This window comes from Streptomyces sp. AA1529 (assembly GCF_000280905.1).
In the GTDB taxonomy this organism is placed as follows: Bacteria; Actinomycetota; Actinomycetes; order Streptomycetales; family Streptomycetaceae; genus Streptomyces.
Window position 1 is genome coordinate 183,401 of record NZ_ALAP01000078.1, and the last position, 14,785, is coordinate 198,185.

14 protein-coding genes are annotated in these 14,785 nt (G+C 74.9%); 8 read left to right on the forward strand and 6 right to left on the reverse strand.

Features of this window, described 5'->3' with window-relative positions:
* The first annotated feature begins 82 nt into the window (after positions 1-82).
* From A949_RS0123045 to pyk, 4 genes are all read left to right on the forward strand, one after another.
* Positions 83-1,606, forward strand: coding sequence for a pyridoxal phosphate-dependent decarboxylase family protein (locus tag A949_RS0123045; protein ID WP_078565509.1), 1,524 nt, complete (start codon positions 83-85; stop codon positions 1,604-1,606).
* Positions 1,607-1,689: 83 nt separating this feature from the next.
* A complete protein-coding gene (locus A949_RS0123050; RefSeq protein WP_037707349.1) occupies positions 1,690-3,114 on the forward strand; it encodes a lysine N(6)-hydroxylase/L-ornithine N(5)-oxygenase family protein in 1,425 nt (474 codons plus the stop codon).
* Positions 3,115-3,227: 113 nt separating this feature from the next.
* Positions 3,228-3,929, forward strand: coding sequence for an SIMPL domain-containing protein (locus tag A949_RS0123055; RefSeq protein ID WP_019358401.1), 702 nt, complete (start codon positions 3,228-3,230; stop codon positions 3,927-3,929).
* 198 nt (positions 3,930-4,127) lie between these two features.
* Complete coding sequence (pyk, locus tag A949_RS0123060; protein ID WP_019358402.1) at positions 4,128-5,555, forward strand: pyruvate kinase; 1,428 nt, start codon at positions 4,128-4,130, stop codon at positions 5,553-5,555.
* Between the two features lie 140 nt (positions 5,556-5,695).
* On the opposite strand, the gene A949_RS0123065 is transcribed toward pyk, so the two are convergent.
* From A949_RS0123065 to A949_RS0123080, 4 genes are all read right to left on the reverse strand, one after another.
* A complete protein-coding gene (locus A949_RS0123065; RefSeq protein WP_019358403.1) occupies positions 5,696-6,028 on the reverse strand; it encodes a chorismate mutase in 333 nt (110 codons plus the stop codon).
* Positions 6,029-6,169: 141 nt separating this feature from the next.
* On the reverse strand, positions 6,170-7,105 hold the full coding sequence (locus A949_RS0123070) for a helix-turn-helix domain-containing protein (protein WP_078534195.1): 936 nt from the start codon (positions 7,103-7,105) through the stop codon (positions 6,170-6,172).
* 143 nt (positions 7,106-7,248) lie between these two features.
* On the reverse strand, positions 7,249-8,280 hold the full coding sequence (locus A949_RS0123075; RefSeq protein WP_019358405.1) for a Ppx/GppA phosphatase family protein: 1,032 nt from the start codon (positions 8,278-8,280) through the stop codon (positions 7,249-7,251).
* An 89-nt stretch (positions 8,281-8,369) separates the two neighbouring features.
* Entirely contained in the window at positions 8,370-8,681 is a 312-nt protein-coding gene (locus A949_RS0123080; RefSeq protein ID WP_019358406.1) for a hypothetical protein, read from the reverse strand.
* A 276-nt stretch (positions 8,682-8,957) separates the two neighbouring features.
* On the opposite strand from A949_RS0123080, the gene A949_RS0123085 reads away from it, so the two are divergent.
* The gene (locus tag A949_RS0123085; RefSeq protein ID WP_019358407.1) at positions 8,958-9,848 is read left to right on the forward strand and encodes a hypothetical protein; all 891 of its coding nucleotides are present in this window, start codon (positions 8,958-8,960) and stop codon (positions 9,846-9,848) included.
* A 105-nt stretch (positions 9,849-9,953) separates the two neighbouring features.
* On the forward strand, positions 9,954-10,418 hold the full coding sequence (locus A949_RS0123090) for a PPOX class F420-dependent oxidoreductase (RefSeq protein ID WP_019358408.1): 465 nt from the start codon (positions 9,954-9,956) through the stop codon (positions 10,416-10,418).
* Between the two features lie 7 nt (positions 10,419-10,425).
* Here the strand turns inward: A949_RS0123090 and A949_RS0123095 are convergent, their stop codons facing one another.
* Positions 10,426-10,878, reverse strand: coding sequence for an SCP2 sterol-binding domain-containing protein (locus tag A949_RS0123095; RefSeq protein WP_019358409.1), 453 nt, complete (start codon positions 10,876-10,878; stop codon positions 10,426-10,428).
* Positions 10,875-12,152, reverse strand: coding sequence for an NAD(P)-binding domain-containing protein (locus tag A949_RS34225; RefSeq protein ID WP_019358410.1), 1,278 nt, complete (start codon positions 12,150-12,152; stop codon positions 10,875-10,877). The genes A949_RS0123095 and A949_RS34225 overlap by 4 nt, the downstream gene beginning before the upstream one ends.
* Positions 12,153-12,396: 244 nt before the next feature.
* Here A949_RS34225 and A949_RS34230 point away from each other — a divergent pair, with 244 nt between their 5' ends.
* Complete coding sequence (locus A949_RS34230; RefSeq protein ID WP_019358411.1) at positions 12,397-12,912, forward strand: hypothetical protein; 516 nt, start codon at positions 12,397-12,399, stop codon at positions 12,910-12,912.
* Positions 12,909-14,564, forward strand: coding sequence for a multicopper oxidase family protein (locus A949_RS0123110; RefSeq protein ID WP_019358412.1), 1,656 nt, complete (start codon positions 12,909-12,911; stop codon positions 14,562-14,564). Before A949_RS34230 ends, A949_RS0123110 begins: the two co-directional genes overlap by 4 nt.
* Positions 14,565-14,785: the final 221 nt, after the last annotated feature.

Sequence of the window (14,785 nt, forward strand, 5' to 3'; positions counted from 1 at the left end):
GGATGTCTTTCCCGTTCCGGGGGGCCGGGCCGGTCCGGAGCCGGGCGGGGAGCCGGGGCAGGACGGGGAGCCGGGGTCCGGGGTGCCGGACGGTGCGCTGGCGGGTGGTGCGGCCGGTCCGGCCGCGCTGCGCCCGCTGCTCGGCGCGGTGCTGGGGGCGTTGTCACGCGGTGCGGTGGAGCGCGGCGGGCCGTTGCCGGAGGGGGGTCCCGAGGTGGTCGCGGCGCGGCTGCGCGCCGCGGTGGGTGCGGTGCTGCCGGAGCAGGGCGCCGGCGCGCGGGAGGCGCTGGAGGTGCTGGTCGGTGCGGTGGCGCGGGGTGCCGCCGATCCGGCGGAGCCGCTGTGCGCGGCGCATCTGCACTGTCCGCCGCTGGCGGTGGCGGCGGCCGCTGATCTGGCGGTGAGTGCGCTGAATCCGTCGCTGGACTCCTGGGACCAGGCGCCGGCCGCCTCGGAGGTGGAGGCGCTGGTGTGCCGGGAGCTGGCGCGGCTGGTCTTCGCGGGCGCGGCTGCGGTCGCAGGTCCGGAGGCCGGGTGCCCGGAGGCGGTGCCGGACGCCTTGGTGACGACCGGCGGTACGGAGGCGAACCAGTTGGGGCTGCTGCTGGCGCGGGAGCGGCAGGCCGCCGCGGGGGGCCGGGCCCGGGTGGTGTGCGGCGCGAACGCGCATCACAGTGTGCACCGTTCGGCGTGGCTGCTGGGGTTGGAGCCGCCGCTGGTGGTGCCGGCGCCGCGCGGGGTGCTGGATCCGGTTGCGCTGGAGGCGGCGTTGGGTGGCCTGGCGCGGGCGGATGCGGGGGCGCGGGCGCTGGTGGTGGCCACGGCGGGGACGACGGACACCGGTGCGGTCGATCCGCTGCCGCGGGTGGCCGAGGTGGTGCGGCGGCATGGTGCCTGGCTGCATGTGGACGCGGCGTACGGGGGGCCGCTGCTGTTCAGTGCGGCGCTGCGGGAGCGGCTGGCGGGGCTGGCGGAAGCGGACAGTGTGACGTTCGATCTGCACAAGCTGGGGTGGCAGCCGGTGGCGGCGGGTTTTCTGGCGGTGCCGGAGCGGGCGGCGCTGCGCGTGCTGGACCACCGGGCCGACTATCTGAACGCCGACGACGACACGGAGGCGGGGCTGCCGGATCTGCTGGGGCGGTCGCTGCGGACCACGCGGCGTCCGGATGTGCTGAAGGTGGCGGTGACGCTGCGGGCGCTGGGGCGGTCGGGGATGGCCCGGCTGGTGGAGCGTACCTGTGCGGCGGCGCGGGAGTTGGCGGACCGGGTGGCGGGGGACGAGCGGTTCGAACTGTATGCGCGGCCGTCGGTCTCCACGGTGGTGTTCCGTCCGGCCGGCGGGGACGACGCGCTGGTGGCGCGGGTGCGGCGGCAGTTGCTGGAGCGGGGGCAGGTGGTGCTGGGCCGGGCCGCTGTGGAGGGACGGTTGTGGTGGAAGGTGACGGTGCTCAATCCGGCGGTGCGGGGCAGCGATCTGGCGGCGCTGTTGAAGCTGGTGGTGGAGGCGGCGGGGGCGGACTCCGGCGGCCGGAGCGAGGACCCGGCGGACGGGAGCCCGGCGGACGGGAGCCCGGCGGGCGAGTCCGGCGCGGGAGTGGAGGCGTGAGGGGCGTGGCGCGGGCACGGCGGGCCGACGGCGGAACCGGCGGCGGGAACGGCCGCGGGAACAGCGGCGGGGAGTGGGAGGCGGTGGAGCCGCTGGATCTCGCGGGGGTCGGGGTCGGTCCGTTCAACCTCTCGCTGGCCGCGCTGGGCGACGGGGTGGCCGGGCTGCGGTGCGCGTTCTTCGAGCAGCGGCCGGAGTTCCGCTGGCACCCGGGGCTGCTGATCGAGGGAGCGACGCTGCAGGTGCCGTTCCTGGCGGACCTGGTGACGCTGGCGGATCCGGCCAGCCCGTGGTCGTTCCTGCGGTTCCTGCGGGAGCGGGAGCGGCTGTTCCCGTTCTACTTCGCCGAGCGGTTCCACATCGAGCGGGCGGAGTACGACGCGTACTGCCGCTGGGTGAGCGAGCGGGTGCCGGGACTGTGCTTCGGGCACCGGGTGGACGCGGTGCGCTGGAGTGCCGAACGGGGTCTGTTCGAGGTCGACTTCACCCGGCTGGACGCGCTGGGCGGGATGTCGGCGCCGGGCAGGTCGTACGCGCGCAACGTGGTGCTGGGAATCGGTACGGCGCCGCACGTGCCGCGTGCGCTGCGGCCGTCGGCCCAGGATCCGGCGGTGCCGGTGTATCACTCCGCGGAGTATCTGGAGCGGCGGGCCGAACTGCTGGCGGCCGGGCATGTGACGGTGATCGGGTCGGGGCAGTCGGGTGCGGAGGTGTTCCTGGATCTGCTGCGCGGCCGGCCGGCGGGCCGGGAGCGGCTGCACTGGCTGACGCGCAGCCCGGCGTTCGCGCCGATGGAGTACAGCAAGCTGGGGCTGGAGCACTTCACCCCGGACTACACCCGCTACTTCCACGGGTTGTCCGAGCCGGTCCGGGACGGGCTGCTGCCCCGGCAGGGGCAGTTGCACAAGGCGGTGGACGCCGGGACGCTGGCGGCCGTGCACGACGAGCTGTACCGCAGGACGCTGGAGCTGGACCGGGGTGCCGGTGACCGGGGCGGGGACGGCGGGAGTGCCGGGTGGCCCGATGTGGTGCTGACGCCCGGGGTGCGGGTGCGGACGGCGGGGCGGGGCGGCGGGGCGCGGCTGGAGCTGGGGCTGGAGCATGCCGAGCAGCAGGAGCGGGGCGTGCTGACGACGGACGCGGTGGTGCTGGCGACGGGCTACGCCGAGCGTCCGGCGGAGGGGCTGCTGGCGGCGCTGGAGGGATATGTGCGCCGGGACGGCTCGGGGCGTCCGCTGGTGGACGAGGACTTTCGGCTGGTGCTGGATCCCGCGGTGGAAGGTTCGGTGTTCGTGCAGAACGCGGAGCGGCACACGCACGGGGTGGGGGCACCGGATCTGGGGCTGGCGGCGCACCGCAGCGCGGTGATCCTGAACGCGGTGACGGGCCGGGAGAGTTATCCGCTGCCGCGCCGTACGGCCTTCACCACGTTCGGGCTGCGGGCGGGGCCGGCTGCGGCGGACGGCGGCGCGGGCGGCGCGGGGCGGTCTGCCACAGTGTCCGTATGACGCAGATACCCGGGACTCCGCCGATTCCTCCTCCGCCGCCGCCCCCGCCGCCGCACGGTGCGGACTCCGGCGGTCCGGGTGCGGGCCCGGAGGCGGGTGCGGGTTTCGGTCCGGTGCCGGGGGATGCGGGGGCGGCGCCGTTCGGCACTCCCGAGGCGCCGCGGGTGGCGGTGCGCGGGGAGGCGAGCCTGGAGTTCGACCCGGAGTACGCGCGGATCGGCGTGCTGGTCTCGGCGCGGGGCCGGGACCGGCGCGGGGCGCTGGAGGATCTGACCCGGCGGAACGCGCAGGCGCTGGAGTTGGTCAGGAGCTACGGCGACGCGGTGGAGAAGCTGTCGACGGGGGCGTTCAGTGTGCAGCCCGAGATGGTGGACGGCAGCCGGCGGGAGCGGGTGCACGCGTACCACGGGCGGGTGCGGCTGCAGGCCACCGTCACGGACTTCACGGTGCTGGGCGAGTTGACCACGCGGCTCGCCGACCTGGAGCTGACGCAGGTCGAGGGGCCGTGGTGGGGGCTGTGGCGGAACTCGCCCGCGCACCGTTCGGCGCGGCAGCAGGCGGTGCGGGAGGCGGTGACCCGGGCGCGGGAGTACGCGGAGGCGCTGGGCGCGCGTCTGGTGGCGCTGGTGGAGCTGGCCGATCTGGGCGCGGAGGGCAGTGGTCCGCCGCGGCTTCCGGCGGCGCCGGGCGGGATGCGGGGGTTCTCCGGGGCGCCCGCGGGTCCGCCGCCCGAGCTGGATCTGGAGCCGCAGGTGCAGACGGTGTCGGCGCAGGTGAATGCACGGTTCGTGATGAGTCCGCCGCAATTGGGCTGAGGCGCGAGGAGCGCGCGAGGTCCGCCGGGGTGTTCCGTCTCGACGGGTGGGACGGAAGGGCCTGGCGGACGCTCATCAGAGCGAATGCACGCCCACTTTATTAGTTGTCCTCGGGATTCAATGGCTATTCGGTAAAGGGCGGTTGCACAAATCTCCGGCGGCGGTTCTTTACGCGTCGGTAAGTCTTAGGCTCGGGCTATGCGCCGAGCAAAGATCGTCAGCACCCTGGGCCCGTCCACCGACTCGTACGAGCAGATCAAGACGCTCGTGGAGGCGGGAATGGATGTCGCCAGGTTCAACATGAGCCACGGCACGCACGCCGAGCACGAGGAGCGCTACCACCGGGTGCGCGCCGCCTCGGAGGAGACGAAGCGGAACGTGGGGGTGCTCGCGGACCTTCAAGGTCCGAAGATTCGGCTGGGCCGCTTTCAGGAAGGCCCTGTATTCCTTGAACGGGGCGACGAGTTCGCCATCACGGTCGAGGACATGGAGGGTGACCGCGCGATGTGCGGCACCACCTATCCGGGTCTGGCCGCCGACGTCACGGCGGGCGAACGCATCCTGGTGGACGACGGCCGGGTCACCCTGGAGGTGGCCCGGGTCGAGGGGCCCGTGGTGCACACGAAGGTCGTCGAGGGCGGCATGGTCTCCGACCACAAGGGCCTCAACCTGCCGGGGGTGGCCGTCTCGGTGCCCGCGCTCTCCGAGAAGGACATCGAGGACCTGCGCTGGGCGCTGCGCACGGGCGCGGACCTGATCGCGCTGTCCTTCGTCCGCAGCGGGCACGACATCAAGGAGGTGCACCGCGTCATGGCGGAGGAGGGCCGCCGGCTGCCCGTCCTCGCCAAGGTGGAGAAGCCGCAGGCGGTGGCGAACCTGGAGGCCATCGTCGACGCCTTCGACGGGATCATGGTCGCCCGCGGCGACCTGGGTGTGGAGATGCCGCTGGAGCAGGTGCCGCTGGTGCAGAAGCGGGCCGTCAAGCTGTGCCGCAGGAACGCCAAGCCGGTGATCGTGGCGACCCAGATGCTGGACTCGATGATCGACGCGTCCCGGCCCACCCGGGCGGAGGCCTCGGACGTCGCGAACGCGGTGCTGGACGGCACCGACGCGGTGATGCTCTCGGGCGAGACGAGTGTGGGCAAGTATCCGATCGAGACGGTGCGCACGATGGGCCGGATCGTCGAGGCGGCCGAGGAGGACATTCTCGCCAAGGGGCTGCCGCCGCTGACCGAGCGCGGCAAGCCCCGGACGCAGGGCGGCGCCGTGGCCCGGGCCGCCGCCGAGATGGGCGACTTCCTGGGCGCCAAATATCTGGTGGCCTTCACCCAGTCGGGGGACACGGTGCGGCGGCTGTCGCGCTACCGCTCCCCCATCCCCGTGCTGGCCTTCACCCCGGACCCGGCCACCCGCGCGCAGCTCAACCTCACCTGGGGCGTGGAGGCGTTCCTCGGTCCGATGGTGTCGAGCACCGACGAGATGGTGGACCAGGTCGACGAGATGCTGCTGAAGCTGGGCCACTGCGAACAGGGCGATCTGGTGGTCATCACCGCCGGCTCGCCGCCCGGCGTGTCCGGCTCGACGAACCTGGTGCGGGTGCACCGGCTGGGCGAGGAGGATTCCTGAGCCCGGCGTCCGCGGGTCCGGTCCCGGCCGGGCGCGGGCGGGGCCGGATGTCGGCGGGCGCCGCCCGGCAGGGCATGCCCGCCGGGCTGCGGCGCCCGGTTCCGCCGGCCGGCTGAGCGGTCGGTCGGCCCGCTGAGCGGTCAGTCGGTCCGCTGTCGGGTGCCGCCCGCGAGCTGCTCGTGGTGGCGGATCACCTCGGCGATGATGAAGTTCAGCAGCTTCTCGGCGAAGGCCGGATCCAGCTTCGCGTCCTGGGCGAGTTCCCGCAGCCGGGCGATCTGCCGTGCCTCGCGGGCCGGGTCGGCGGGAGGCAGCCGGTGGTCGGCCTTGAGCCGGCCGACCCGCTGGGTGCACTTGAACCGCTCGGCGAGCATGTGCACCACAGCGGCATCGATGTTGTCGATGCTGTCGCGGAGCGCGCTCAGTTCCGCGCGCACGGCCTCGTCGGGCCCGGGGTTGCTGCTGCTGGTCATCGCCCGACCCTATCCGTCCGCCGCATCCGTCCGCGGCGGCGGACCGGGCCGCGGTACCGGGCCCGCGCCGGGGCGCGGTTCGGGGACCGGCGCCCGGCACTGCGCGGCCCGGCCGGACGGCAGCACACGCCGGTGCGGGTCTCAGCGGTGGTCCGGCGCGGTGGTCCGGGCCGCGGGCGGCCGACGGTGCGGGGCCGCATCCCGTCCGCGGGACAGGATCGGCGGACGGTCCGGGTCGGGGACGCGGCCGGCGTATCCGCCGGGGACCGTACGGGACTGGATCGCGCGGAAGCGGACCGGGGGCGTGCCCACCCGGCGGGTGAACAGCCGGGAGAAGTAGGCCGGGTCGTCGTAGCCCACGCGCCGGGCGACGGTGGCGACCGGCAGATCCGTCGCGGTCAGCAGCTCCTTGGCGCGGCCGAGGCGGATGCCCAGCAGATAGTCCTTGGGGCTGCATCCGGCGCTGCGGCGGACGGCGGCGCGCAGCGTCGCGGGGGTCATGCCCTGCCGGGCGGCGTGGTCGGCGACGGAGAGCGGGCGGAAGGCGTCCCGGGCCAGGGCCTCCAGCACGGGCGCGCCGCCGGAGGTGGTGTCGGCGCGGGCCCGGCGCAGGGCGACGAGGAGTTCGTGGACCGCCGCCGCGGCCTCCACCTCCAGCAGCGGGTTGCCGGGGCGCGCGGCCCGGGCGACGCGGGCGATGGCGGCGCGGGCCGGTTCGGCGTCGGTGAGGGGGACGAGGGGGCGGTCGGGTTCGATGCAGCCCAGTTCGGTGTAGGCGGTCACGGCGGAGCCGGTGAAGTCGACGAAGCTCTCGTCCCAGCCGCGTCCGGGGCCGGCGCCGAAGTGGTGCCGCACTCCGGGGGTGAGCCACAGCAGCGCGGGGGCGACGACCTCGTGCCGGGGACCCTGCGGTGCGCCGGGGTCGGTGCACCAGCCGCGGCCGCCGCTGATGACGACGGCGACGTGGTGGTCCAGGGTGCGGGGGCCGACCGGGGGCAGCGCGCCGTGCTGCATCCCGACGCCGAGGCAGACCAGGCCGAGCCGGTGGTGGACGGGGCCCGGGGTGAAGTACCGCATCCAGGACCGGTACCGGTGCTCGGCCACCGCACGCACTCCCCTCACTCGTCCAGGGGAGCAGCGTACGGTGAGCGCACCGCGCCGGTCACCGGTGCCGCACGCGGTCGGGGTCCGGCGTCCGGGCCTCGGTGCGGGGCGGCTGCCTACGGACGAGCGTGCGGGGGTGTTGGACGTCCCACCGCGGCGGGCGGGTCCGGCAGGGGCGGGTGGCCGGCGCCGGGCGAGTGGTCGGCGCCGGGCGAGTGGCCGCGGAGCGCGTCGCGTTCGAGCTGGTGGATCAGGACGCCCTCGCGCAGCGCCCAGGGGCACAGTTCCAGTGTCGGCAGCTCCAGCAGCGCCATGGTGGTGTGCGCGACGACGGCTCCGGCCAGGGCCTGGCCCGCGCGGGACGGTGAGATGCCGGGCAGTGCGGCGCGTTCGGCCGCAGGCAGCCGCGCCAGCCTGCGCAGTTCGCCGCGGAGCCGGGCGCGGTGCAGGTAGCGGGGCGTGAAGGGGCCTTCGCGTCCGGGCGGTGCCCCGCACAGCCGGGCCAGCTGGTGCAGGGTGCGCGAGGTGGCCACGGCGGTGTGCGGCCGCTCCCAGCGGATGCGGGCGGCGACGTCGCGCAGCTCGTGCCGCACCAGCCGCCGTACCGTCCGGAGCTGTTCGGCCGGGGGCGGGTCGGCGGTGCCGAGGTACTCGCGGGTGAGCCGGCCGGCACCCAGGGGGAACGAGAAGGCCAGATCGGGTACTCCGGCGCGGCCGAAGGCCACTTCGGCCGAACCTCCGCCGATGTCGAGGAGCACCATGGGCCCGGCCCGCCATCCCATCCAGCGCCGCGCGGCGAGGAAGGTCAGTTCCGCCTCCCGGCGACCGGACATCAGGCGGAGTTCCAGCCCGGAGCGTTCGCGTACGGCCGCGAGGATGCGGGCGCGGTCGGGGGCCTCCCGCACGATGGCCGTGGCGAAGGCGGTCAGCCGGGCCACCCCCCAGTCGTCGGCCTCCTGCCGGGCGGCGGCGGCCGCCTCGGCGAGCCGCCGCACGGCGGGTTCGGGCAGCCGTCCGGTGCTGTCCACGTCGTCGGCCAGCCGCAGCCGGTATTTGACGGTGTGCACGGGGAGCGGGACCGCGCCTCCGGCGTCGGCGATCTCCAGCCGTACGGTGTTGGAGCCGACGTCGAGAACCCCCACGCGCACTTCGGACCTCCGGCCGGCCGCGTCCCGCCCCGGCGCGGTCCGCGGGGCGTGCGGGGGCCGGGCCGTGTGCGCCCCGCAGCGGGAGTCTCTCAGAGGGTGGACACCCGTCCCGTCGCGTGGGGCCGCGAACCGGTGCGGTGCCCGGCTGTGCGGTGCCGCCCCACGGCGCAGCGGCCGTGCAGGGCCTGCAGTCCGGCCCGCACTTCCTCCCCGGTCAGCCCGGTGTGCCGGGCGATCAGCTGCACGGTGGCGGCGGTGCCCGGGGCGCCGGTCAGCTCCAGGACGGCGGCGCGCACCCGGTCGCGCAGCTCGACCGGCTGTTCGCGCAGCGCGTCCGTCCCGGGGTGCGGGTGCGCGTACGGGACACGGTCGTGGATGTGGCGGTGGGGTGCTGCGCACATGGGTACTCGCTCCTCCGAGTCGTGGTGTGGCTGTCCGGCGACCGCGGGAAGCGACTCGGGTGGCACACCCGTGGTGGTCTGCGCGACCACCTCCCGCGGATGTGCCTGTCCTCCCAAGCACTTGGCATCTCGTATTACCGACACCTCGGGCCGCAAACCCCGGCTGTGAGGCCCACTCGCCGGGCGGGCCCGTCGCTGCCCCGCCCGGGACCCGGTGCGGCGCTATGGTGGCGGTGAGCCGTGTGCCGGGGTGCCGCGGGTTGTGGGGGTGTGGCGATGGGCGGACCGGCGACCGACCCCGTGGAACGGGGTTTTCCGCATCTGGAGACGGTGCGCGAGGCGATCACCGCGCTCTACCGGAGGCTGTCGGCGGAGGGGGTGCGCGGCTTCGCCTCCGATGTCGCGCCCGGCGACGTGGCCTTCGCCGACGCCGACGACCTGTACCCGGGCACGCAGCGCATCGCGGGGGTGATGGTGGCGCACCTGCGGTTGCCGGAGGCCCGGGTGATCGTCAGCTTCCGGGAGGGGATGACCCACGCGGCGAACGTCGAACTGGAGGCCGGGCCGGAGTATTTCGTCGAGCTGAACGCCCGGTTCAAGCAGCACCGCCGGGACATCGGGGCCGCCCTCGCGCACGAGGTGACGCATGTGTGGCTGCACCGCCTGGGGCTGGCCTTCGAGGGCACCCGGGCCAACGAGATCCTCACCGACACGGCCGCCGCCTATCTGGGCGCGGGCTGGCTGCTGCTGGACGCCTTCCGGCAGGACGCCCTCACCTCGCAGAAGCTCGGCTACCTCACGCCGGAGGAGTTCGGCTACGTGCTGGCCAAGCGCGCCCAGGTCTGCGGCGAGGACCCGGCGGTGAAGTTCACCAGCCCGCAGGCATACGAGGCCTACGTACGGGGCCGCCGCGTCGCGGACCGGGACGAGGAGATGCCCCCGCTGGCAGCGGCCCCCTGGGTGGAGCGGCGCCGCTATGTGCGGGACCGGCGGCACGGCGCGGCGCGCGGCGGCACGGCGGGGTACGCCTTCGAGCCGGGCGGCGGCCAGGGACCGCGGGTGTCCTTCCCCTGCCCCACCTGCCGGGTGCGGCTGCGGGTTCCGGTACGCGGCCGGGTCCGCGCCCGGTGCCGGCTGTGCGGCGCGGTGTGGTCCTGCGACACCTGAACCCGGCTCCGCTCCGCCGGCCGGATCCGCTCGTCGGATCCGCTCGTCGGATCCGCGGGGCGCCGAGCGCTCCCGGGGGCGCTTCGATGGCGTAGGTTCGGGGGTATGGCTCCCTCGATCGCTACCAACACCCGGGTCGGACTCGACGAGCTGCTGGAGTTCGTACGGCCCCGGCACCGGGCCATCCTGCTCACCCGCCGCGCGGACGGCACTCCGCAGGCGTCACCGCTGACCTGCGGGGTCGACTCCGCGGGACGGATCGTGGTCGCGACCTACCCGGAGCGCGCCAAGACGCACAACGCGCGCCGGGAGGCCGAGGTGAGCGTGCTGGTGCTGTCCGACGAGTGGAACGGGCCCTGGGTGCAGGTCGACGGTGCGGCCGAGGTGCTGGACGTGCCGGAGGCGGTGGAGCCGCTGGTCGAGTATTTCCGCGCCGTCTCGGGCGAGCACCCGGACTGGGACGAGTACCGCTCGGCCATGGTCAAGCAGGGCAAGTCGCTGATCCGGGTGACGCCGCAGCGCTGGGGCCCGATCGCCACGGGCGGCTTCCCCGCCCGCCTCGCCTCCTGACGGGAGATCACGCCGGTTCCGCGTCCGGTCCGGACGCGGAACCGCTGCGGGCGCCGGACCACTCGATCCAGCTCATCGCGAAGAACACGTCGCCCGAGATCTTCAGCCGGCCGCCGACGAAGGCGTCGGTGCCCTTCGACTCCCCCGCCGCCAGCGCCACCAGGTCCGCGAGCGTCACCCCGATCGTGGCGTCCGCGGGGCCGTCGAGGGCGGCGGAGGTGGTGGTGCAGCTTCCGCCGCCGACGGCCACGTAACGGTGCCGGACGCCGTGCGGGGTGTCGATCTCGTAGTGGAAGACGCCGGAGGCGAGTGCGGCGCGCCGGGGGCCGAACCGGGCGCGGAAGCACTCGAAGACCAGGTCCAGCAGCGCCTCGGTCGCCTCGGGCGGCAGGACCTCGACGGTTCCGCCGGTGCGGGCGGGATCGCGGAGCCGGTGGGGGGCCGTTTCGCGCCCGGTCACGACGCGTCCCGGGTGCCGTCGTGCGGGACGGTGTGCTCCAGCAGGACGGAGGCGTCCTTGTCCCCGTCGCCCGCCGCGTTGACGGCGGCGAAGCGTTCGCGCACCGCGTCCAGTACGGGCAGCGGCGCCCCGGCCTCCGCCGCGTCGCCCAGGGCCAGGCGCAGGTCCTTCTCCATCAGCGTCGACCGGAAGAAGGCGGGCTCGTAGGCGCCCTTGCGCATCAGGTCGGCGCGGAAGCGCAGCACCACCGAGCTGAAGCCGCTCTCCGCGACGGAGGCCAGCAACTGGTCGCGGTCCAGCCCGGCGGCGACGCCGTAGGCGACCGCCTCGGTGAGGGAGGCCACCTGTGCGCCGAGCAGCAGGTTGAAGATCAGCTTGAGGGTGGCGGCGGTGCCGGGCTCGCCGAGGTGGACGACCTGGCTGCCGAGGGTCTCCAGGAGGTCGCCGACGCGGGCGATGTCGGCCTCGTCGCCGCTGGTGTACACGCGCAGCTTGCCCTCGCGGGCCTGGAAGGGGTTGCCGACGACGCACGCCTCCACCCGGCGCAGTCCGAGCCCGGCCAGCCGCCGGGCGCACTCGCGGGCGTAGGCGGGGGAGACCGTCGAGGTGTCCACGACGACGGCGCCGGTTACCAGCACCGGGGCCACCTGTCCGAACAGCACGTCCTCGACGGCGGCCTCGTCGGCCAGGCTGAGCAGCACCACGGAGCGGCCCGCCGCGGCCTCCGCGGGGCTCGCGGCGACGGTGGCACCCGCCTCGGCCAACGGCACGGCCTTGGCCGCGGTGCGGTTGTGGACGGTCAGGGGATGTCCCGCGTCCAGCAGGCGGCGGGCCATGCCGCCGCCCATGTTGCCCAGTCCGATGAAGGCCGGCGGTTCGCGGTCCGCGGCGGCGGGCCCGGGGGCGGCGGTTCCTCCGGCGGCGGCAGCGGGCGTCTCGTGCCGGGCCGGCGCGGAGGCCGGCGGCAGTTCGTGGACGGTCTCGGTGACGGCCATCTCCCCGCCCCTGCGGAACGGCTGGAGCCTGCGCCGGTTCTCGACATGCGCCTCGCTCAGCTCGAACGCGCGGAAGGAGGGCTCGTCCGTCCAGTCGGTGAGGACGTGGTAGACGCTCTTGTCCTCGACCGAACGCAGCAGCTTCTGGCCCCGGTTGGCGGGCTCGCGCGCGATGCCGGTGGCCACCTGTCGCCAGGTCTCCTCGAACTCCTGCTCCTTGCCGGGATGGATCTCCATCCGCAGCATGACGCGGAACGGTGGCCGCGAATCAGCCTGCATGGTGTCCGCCTCCAATGCGTGGGAACGGCCCCCACGGTCACCATCCGCGCTCGACATCCGATCGAGGTCCGCTCCGGCGGGGGGCCGGCGCCCGGTGCCGCCCCGGCCGGGGGACCTGCGGGCGGCGCCTCCCGCAGGAGCCCGGACGGGTGCGCGTCGGCCGCGCGGAGACGGCGGCTCAAGTCCTGCTCGAGCGGCGTCTGCCTACGCTCGGGCCAGACCCCGACCCCGGAGAGATCACGCCATGGCACACAATCCCGACGGGGGCCTCGCCGGCGCCCCGGACGCTGCTCGCGGGCCCGCCCCGGGACCGGCCCCGCCTCCCTCCCCCGCGCCCGGGCCGGACGGCTCCGCCGCCGGAGCCGCCGCGCCCCGGGTGCGCCGCTGGCCGATCGTGCTGATGCGCGCGGTGGTGACGCTCTTCCTCCTCCTGCTGCTGGTGCAGCCGGTGCTGGCGGGCATGTTCATCAGCGGCGACGTGGACCTGCTCGAACTGCACGAGATCAACTCCCACACCATCACCTTCACCGGCTGGGTCCTGGTCCTCGCGGCGGTCCTGGTGTGGCGGCCCGGACGCGGGCCGCTGTGGCCGGCGGTGCTGGCGCTGCTGCTGAGCTTCGTCATCTCGATGCAGGCGGGCTGGGGGTACGCGCGGGAGCTGGAACTGCACATCCCGATGGGCGTGTTCCTCGTCTCCGCCGGTACCGCGCTCGTCCACTGGGCGTACGCGTACCGCCCGGGCCGCGGGAGGCGGGGATGAGCGCGCCGCACGAGGGCAGCGGCGACGGGCCTCCCGCGCCGCGCCGCGGCCCCGGGCGGCGGCGGCTGCTGGCGCTGGCCGGCGGAGCGGGCGCCGCCGCGGCACTGGGCGGGGCGGCGGGCTGCGGGGCGCCGCGGGCCGGTGACGGGATCTCCGGCGAACTGCTGCGCAGCACCGCACGGCTGCCCGAGCCGTTCCAGGTGCCGCTGCCGGTGCCGCCGGTGGCCGAGCCGGTGCGCACCCGGGGCGGTGCCGCGGTGTACGAGGTGGAGCAGCGCGCCGTCCGGCAGGAGATCCTGCCGGGCCTCAGGACCGAGGTGTGGGGCTACGACGGGCGGTTCCCCGGCCCCACCTTCGTCGGCGAGTCGGAGCGCGAACTGCGACTGCGGGTGCGCAACGCGCTGGAGATGCCGACCTCCACCCATCTGCACGGCGGTGTGCAGCGGCCGGAGTCCGACGGGCATCCCACGGATCTGGTGCTGCCCTCCGGCTTCCCCGATCCGCGGCACCCCGAGCAGGCCGGGAAGGGCGAGTACAGCGGCTCGGAGATGGTGAAGCCCTCGGAGTGGACGGTCTCACGCGGGCACAAGGAGTACGTCTATCCGCTGAAGCAGCGGGCGACCACGCTGTGGTACCACGACCACCGGATGGACTTCAGCGCCCCGCAGGTGTGGCGCGGTCTGGCCGGGATGTTCCTGGTGCACGACGACGAGGAGAGCGGGCTGCCGCTGCCCGAGGACTCCCGGGACATCCCGCTGATGATCTGCGACCGGGCCTTCGAGGAGGACGGCTCGTTCCGCTACCCGTCGCTCGACCCCTCGCTCGCGGGGAAGCCCGGGGTGCGCGCGCAGTACATGGAGGGGGTGACGGGCGATGTCATCCTGGTCAACGGCGCGCCCTGGCCGGAGCTGGAGGTCAGCGCCGAGCGGTACCGCTTCCGTGTCCTCAACGCCTCCAACGCGCGCCGCTTCCGGCTCGCGCTGGATCCGGGGCCGCGGGAGGGCGCCGCGTTCGTCCAGGTCGGCAGCGACGGCGGGCTGCTGGACGCGCCGCGCGAGCACGAGGAGCTGCCGGTCTCGCCCGCCGAACGGTTCGACGTCGTCATCGACTTCGCGGCGTTCCCGGTGGGTTCGGAGGTGCGGCTCGTCAACACGCTGGGGCAGGGCCGCACCCGCGACGTGATGCGGTTCCGGGTGACGCGGCGGGCGAAGCGGGGTGCGGGCGCTCCCCGGGTGCCGCGGCGGCTGGCGGACGTGCAGCGGCTGAAGGCCGGGCAGGCGGTCGTCGACCGGCAGTTCGACTTCCGGCAGAAGCAGGTGCACGGCATGCGGATGTGGACCGTCAACGGAAAGCCGTACGATCCCGGGGCGCCGCTGGCCTCGCCCCGGCTGGACTCGGTGGAACGCTGGCGCTTCACCAGCGACTTCCACCATCCGGTCCATGTCCATCTGGCCCACTTCCAGGTGCTGTCGCGCAGCGGGAAGGCGCCGCTGGACTCGGACGCGGGCTGGAAGGACACGGTGGACGTGCGGCCGTTCGAAGTCGTGGACGTCCTCATCCGGTTCGCCGGTTTCCGCGGGATGTACATGCTGCACTGTCACAACCTGGAGCACGAGGACATGGCCATGATGGCGGACTTCCGCATCGTGTGACCGGCGCCGGGCCCCGGGCCCGGTACCCGGCCGACCGGCCGGCCGAAGCCCTCGGGGCCCCCGCGTAGGCGGGCGGCCCCGAGGGCTTCCGGCTGCCCGCTCCCCCGCCGTCCCGCTGCCCCGCTGCCCCGCTGCCCCGCTGCCCCGCTGCCCCGCTGCCCCGCTGCCTGCGCATCGAAGCGCCCGCGGAGCGGAGTGCGGGACAGCGGGCCGCGCCTGGC

Bases quoted from the DNA above. Each gene is read 5' to 3' on its own strand.
- pyk (WP_019358402.1), top strand. From the start codon at position 4,128: ATGCGCCGAGCAAAGATCGTCAGCACCCTGGGCCCGTCCACCGACTCG.
- A949_RS0123065 (WP_019358403.1), bottom strand. From the start codon at position 6,028: ATGACCAGCAGCAGCAACCCCGGGCCCGACGAGGCCGTGCGCGCGGAA.
- A949_RS0123070 (WP_078534195.1), bottom strand. From the start codon at position 7,105: ATGCGGTACTTCACCCCGGGCCCCGTCCACCACCGGCTCGGCCTGGTC.
- A949_RS0123080 (WP_019358406.1), bottom strand. From the start codon at position 8,681: ATGTGCGCAGCACCCCACCGCCACATCCACGACCGTGTCCCGTACGCG.
- A949_RS0123085 (WP_019358407.1), top strand. From the start codon at position 8,958: ATGGGCGGACCGGCGACCGACCCCGTGGAACGGGGTTTTCCGCATCTG.
- A949_RS0123090 (WP_019358408.1), top strand. From the start codon at position 9,954: ATGGCTCCCTCGATCGCTACCAACACCCGGGTCGGACTCGACGAGCTG.
- A949_RS34225 (WP_019358410.1), bottom strand. From the start codon at position 12,152: ATGCAGGCTGATTCGCGGCCACCGTTCCGCGTCATGCTGCGGATGGAG.
- A949_RS34230 (WP_019358411.1), top strand. From the start codon at position 12,397: ATGGCACACAATCCCGACGGGGGCCTCGCCGGCGCCCCGGACGCTGCT.
- A949_RS0123110 (WP_019358412.1), top strand. From the start codon at position 12,909: ATGAGCGCGCCGCACGAGGGCAGCGGCGACGGGCCTCCCGCGCCGCGC.